General features: G+C 69.1%; 7 protein-coding genes and 2 pseudogenes. 5 read left to right on the plus strand and 4 right to left on the minus strand.

Features of this window, described 5'->3' with window-relative positions; all coding sequences use genetic code 11:
- Positions 1-186: pseudogene (locus JF597_RS49100) on the minus strand (ATP-binding protein); the annotation flags it as partial.
- Positions 187-339: 153 nt separating this feature from the next.
- On the opposite strand from JF597_RS49100, the gene JF597_RS49105 reads away from it, so the two are divergent.
- From JF597_RS49105 to JF597_RS49115, 3 genes are read left to right on the plus strand one after another with little or no spacing between them, the layout of a single operon-like run.
- The gene (locus JF597_RS49105; protein ID WP_294012390.1) at positions 340-1,194 is read left to right on the plus strand and encodes a helix-turn-helix transcriptional regulator; all 855 of its coding nucleotides are present in this window, start codon (positions 340-342) and stop codon (positions 1,192-1,194) included.
- Positions 1,191-1,391, plus strand: a complete 201-nt coding sequence (locus JF597_RS49110; protein ID WP_294012393.1) for a DUF397 domain-containing protein — start codon at positions 1,191-1,193, stop codon at positions 1,389-1,391. Before JF597_RS49105 ends, JF597_RS49110 begins: the two co-directional genes overlap by 4 nt.
- Positions 1,392-1,399: 8 nt before the next feature.
- Positions 1,400-1,603, plus strand: coding sequence for a DUF397 domain-containing protein (locus JF597_RS49115; RefSeq protein WP_294012396.1), 204 nt, complete (start codon positions 1,400-1,402; stop codon positions 1,601-1,603).
- A gap of 61 nt (positions 1,604-1,664) precedes the next feature.
- Here JF597_RS49115 and JF597_RS49120 read toward each other — a convergent pair whose 3' ends face one another.
- Positions 1,665-2,240 carry a TerD family protein gene (locus JF597_RS49120; RefSeq protein WP_069764949.1) on the minus strand — a complete coding sequence of 192 codons (576 nt, stop codon included), beginning with the start codon at positions 2,238-2,240 and terminating at the stop codon, positions 1,665-1,667.
- A 174-nt stretch (positions 2,241-2,414) separates the two neighbouring features.
- Between JF597_RS49120 and arfB the strand changes: the two genes are divergently transcribed.
- A complete protein-coding gene (arfB, locus tag JF597_RS49125) occupies positions 2,415-2,852 on the plus strand; it encodes an alternative ribosome rescue aminoacyl-tRNA hydrolase ArfB (RefSeq protein WP_069764948.1) in 438 nt (145 codons plus the stop codon).
- 102 nt (positions 2,853-2,954) lie between these two features.
- Positions 2,955-3,797, plus strand: a complete 843-nt coding sequence (locus JF597_RS49130) for a sigma-70 family RNA polymerase sigma factor (protein ID WP_294012406.1) — start codon at positions 2,955-2,957, stop codon at positions 3,795-3,797.
- On the opposite strand, the gene JF597_RS49135 is transcribed toward JF597_RS49130, so the two are convergent.
- Both JF597_RS49135 and JF597_RS49140 read right to left on the minus strand, forming a co-directional pair.
- Entirely contained in the window at positions 3,794-4,264 is a 471-nt protein-coding gene (locus tag JF597_RS49135) for a GNAT family N-acetyltransferase (RefSeq protein ID WP_294012409.1), read from the minus strand. The two genes, JF597_RS49130 and JF597_RS49135, sit on opposite strands and share 4 nt — an antisense overlap.
- Before the next feature lie 42 nt (positions 4,265-4,306).
- Positions 4,307-4,593: pseudogene (locus JF597_RS49140) on the minus strand (flavin reductase family protein); the annotation flags it as partial.

Here is a 4,593-nt window from a genome sequence, read left to right on the forward strand (position 1 = left end):
CCCCGGGACCCGGCCGTGTGTGGACGCGTTCGCCGCCAGCTCCGCCACGATGTGCTCTGCCGGGTGCAACAGGAGTCCCCACTCGCGGAGTTGTTCGACTGCCAGCAGTCGGGCCAGGCGGGCTCCGCGGGGTGTGGGGGACAGCAGGACGCTGAAGTTCCGGATGACGGCGGCTTCTTGATTCACGTCACTCAGCGTGGCCGGGGGTGCTTACTGTGCACAGTGACGACACCGGTACGTACGGTGACTGTCCGGAGCTTGTCCGGTCGTGTCCGGGCTGTCGGGGGCGGTCGTCGGGGTAGGGCGTCGCGGGTATGGACGTACGGCGGAGGGGCGCGGATGAGCGTGGACGGCGAGTCGGTGGAGCCGGGGTGGGAGGTCGACCCGGACGACGAGTGGGGCGTCGCGGTGATCGCCACGGTGGGGCGGCAGTTGAAGCTGCGGCGGGAGGCGGTGGGGATGCGGGCCGCCGAGTTCGGGGAGGCGGTCGGGTACGGCGAGGACCTGGTCTACAAGATCGAGGGCGGCAAGAGGATTCCTCGACAGGAGTATCTGGACAGGGCCGACGAGGTGTTGGGGGCGGGTGGGCTCATCGCCGCGACTTGGGAGGACGTCAAGAAGGTCCGGTATCCGAAGAAGGTGAGGGAACTGGCCAAGTTGGAGGGGCAGGCCGTCGAGATCGGCGTCTACGAGTCCAACAGCGTCCATGGGTTGTTGCAGACGGCAGAGCATGCTCGGGCTCTCTTTGAGGCAGCGCAGCCGCCGTACTCGCAGGACGACGTGGAACGGATGGTGGTCGCCCGTTTGGCCCGGCAGTCAGTCTTCGATCGTGACCCGGCTCCGTCCATCCACTTCGTGTTGGAGGAGGCGGTCGTACGTCGACCGGTCGGAGGCACAATGGTGTGGCGACAGCAGCTCGAACGTCTGCTGGAGGTGGGCAGGTTGCGCAGCGTCACGCTTCAGATCATGCCGACGAACAGCGACGCCCACCCGGGCCTGGACGGCAAGATCGAGATGCTGAAGTTTCCGGACGGAACGGCGGTGGGGCGTTCGGACGGCGCCTTCAACGGCCGCCCCATCACCGACCCGAAACAACTCCGCATCCTTGAACTGCGGTATGGCACCATCCGGGCTCAGGCACTCCCGCCACGGGAGTCGCTGGCCTTCGTCGAGCAACTGCTGGGAGAGACATGATCCGCAAGTCCGCTGCCGGGGACGCCTCCGAGCTGGCGTGGTTCAAGAGCAGCTACAGCAGTGGCACGGACGGCAACTCCTGCGTCGAGATCGCCACCACTCCCGACACGATCCACGTCCGCGACTCCAAGACCCCCTTGGGCCCCCGCCTCGCCCTCACCCCTGCCACCTGGACCGCGTTCGTCTCGCAGGCGTAGGGGGAGGCATGATCCGCAAGTTCGCTGCCGGAACCCCTGCCGACCTGAAGTGGTTCAAGAGCAGTTACAGCAGCGGGCCGGACGGCGATTCCTGCGTCGAAATAGCCACCGCCTCCCACGCAGTCCAGGTCCGCGACTCCAAAAACGACACCACCGGCACCCGCCTCACCTTCACCCCCGCCACCTGGACCGCATTCGTGTCGCAGACCTGACGCCGAAGCCCCCGGCCGACACGACCAGGGGCTCCAACGGCACAGCTCAGCGCAGCTGACGTCAGACGTTGACGCCGAAGTCAGTCGCGATCCCCACCAGGCCGGACGCGTAGCCCTGGCCCACCGCGCGGAACTTCCACTCCGCGCCGTTGCGGTACAGCTCGCCGAAGACCATCGCCGTCTCCGTGGCCGCGTCCTCGGAGAGGTCGTAGCGGGCGATCTCGGCGCCGCCGGCCTGGTTGACGATGCGGATGTAGGCGTTGCGGACCTGGCCGAAGTTCTGCGAGCGGTTCTCCGCGTCGTAGATCGAGACCGGGAAGACGATCTTGTCGATGTCGGCGGGGAGGCCGGCCAGGTTGACGTTGATCGCCTCGTCGTCGCCCGCGCCCTCGCCGGTGCGGTTGTCACCGGTGTGGACGATGGTCTTGTCCGGGGTCTCCTTGTTGTTGAAGAAGACGAAGTGGCCGTCGGAGTAGACCTTGCCCTGCGGGTTGACCGCGATCGCGGAGGCGTCGAGGTCGAAGTCCGTGCCGGTGGTGGTGCGGACGTCCCAGCCGAGGCCCACGGTGACGGCGGTCAGGCCCGGAGCCTCCTTGGTGAGCGAGACGTTGCCACCCTTGGACAGGCTTACAGCCATGGTTTGGGAGTCCTTCCCTCGTTTTTGTACGGCAAGTACGGGCTTGAAGTTACAGCTACCCCTATGAACGCCGCGAGGGGCGTCGAAGGTTCCCCGTGTCTTTACTTTCTTTACCAAAGAGAGGGCGGCCGCCGGGCGATATTCGGGTGACGTGGACCGGACAGAGCCGGGAACATGGAGTCCATGTCCGGTCCCCACGTCATCCGCGGCTCCGTCTCGCTCCCCGAGGCCGAGCTCATGTGGCGTTTCTCGCGCTCCTCCGGCCCCGGTGGCCAGCACGTCAACACCAGTGACTCCCAGGTGGAGCTGCGCTTCGACCTGGCCCGCACCGAGTCCCTGCCCGACGTGTGGAAGCAGCGTGCGCTGGACAGGCTGGCCGGGCGGCTCGTCGACGGCGTCGTCACCGTCCGCTCCTCCGAGCACCGTTCACAGTGGCGCAACCGCGAGACCGCCGCCGTACGGCTCGCGGCGTTGCTCGCCGAAGCCACCGCTCCGCCGCCCAAGCCGCGGCGGGCGACGCGCATCCCGCGCGGGATCAATGAGCGGCGGTTGAGGGAGAAGAAGCAGCGCTCGGACACCAAGCGGGGGCGGCAGGGGCGGGACTGGGGATAACTCCGGCCCCGTAAACGACCCGCAACCGCCCCGCGTGTGTCACATCTCCACCGTCCCGTCCGTCAACTCACCGACGGCGGACGACGACGAGAGCGGTGACCCATGGGCGACGACGACTTCCTGGCCGAACGGTTCGAGGCGCACCGGGGGCAGCTGCGGGCGGTGGCGCGGCGGATGCTCGGGTCGGGGGCCGAGGCCGAGGACGCGGTGCAGGAGACGTGGGTGCGGATGAGCCGGTCGGACACCACGCACGTCGACAACCTCGGTGGCTGGCTGACGACCGTCGTGGGCCGGGTCTGCCTCGACATGCTCCGCTCCCGCAGGTCCCGTGCCGAACAGCCCCTGGAGCCAGAGGTGCCGGTCCCGGCCGTCACCCCAGACCCCGAGCAGGACGCCGTCCCCGCCGACTCCGTCGGCAGCGCCCTCCTCGTCGTCCTCGACACCCTCAGCCCCGCCGAACGGCTCGCCTTCGTCCTCCACGACCTCTTCGCCGTCCCCTACGACGAGATCGCCGGCGTCATCGGCAAGTCCCCGGCGGCCACCCGCCAGCTCACCAGCCGGGCCCGGCGCCGGGTGCGGGGCGCCCAGGTCAGCGACACCGATCGAACGCGCCGGCGTGAACTCGTCGACGCCTTCCTCGCCGCCGCGCGCGACGGTGACTTCGACGCGCTGCTGGAGGTCCTGGACCCGGATGTCGTGGTCCGCACGGAGGTCGGAGTGACGACGGGCGCCCTGGCCGTGGCCAAGGGCGCGACGAGCTACTCGCGGCACATCGTCGGCGTCGCGGTGCCCGTTCTCGTCGAGGGCCGTACCGGCATCGCGCTCCTGCGGGACGGCCGCGTGGAGCGGACGCTCGCGTTCACGTTCGTACACGACCGGATCGCGGTGATCGACATCACCACGGACCCGGTCCGGGCGGCCCGGCTGGAGATCACCTTCGTCTAGTCGAGGCTCAGCACTCCGACGGTCTCGCCCCCGCTCAGCTCCCCGGTCCGGCGGAAACCGAGCCTCAGGTAGAACTCCGCCGGGCCGTCGTCGCCCTCGTGCCAGGTGACGTACAACTCCTTCGTGCCCCGGCGGCGCAGCTCCGCGGCGACGGACTCGACGGCGAACCGGCCGTAGCCCCTGCCCTGGGCGTCGGCCGCGATGTTCAGCCGCCACAGGCCGGAGCGGACGACGGTGCCGCCGTCGCCGCGCCAGTCGATGTCGAGGAAGGCCATCAGGAAGCCGACCGTGCGGTCACCGTCGACGATCAGACGGGGCCAGGCGACGCCCGCGGGATGCACGTAGGCCTCGGCGAGGGACTGCATGACCGGGGAGGCGGCGAATTCCTGCTCGGGACGGACCCGTATAGCGGTCGCCGTTTCGAAATTCCCGGGTGTGATCTCTTCGAGGCGGGGTGCGAATGTCATCCGGGGACCTTATGCCGGAGTGTCGGCGCGCGGCCACGGAATTCATCCGAGCCGGCGGTACCTGCCCCGGAAATAGGTCAGCAGCCCTCCGTCCGCGCTCGGCACGTCGGCCGTCAGGACGCGGCCGATCACCAGGGTGTGGTCGCCGGCCTCCATGCGCTGTTCGGTGCGTCACTCCAGGGTGGCGAGCGCGCCGCCCACCAGTGCGGCGCCGGTGGTCGCGCCGCGGACGTAGGGGATGTCCTCGAACAGCAGGCGGTCGCTGATGCGGCCCTTCATGGCGAAGCGGCCGGCGATGTGGCGCTGGCTCTCGGACAGGACGGAGACCG

It is taken from the genome of Streptomyces sp. (assembly GCF_019510245.1).
Lineage (GTDB): Bacteria > Actinomycetota > Actinomycetes > Streptomycetales > Streptomycetaceae > Streptomyces.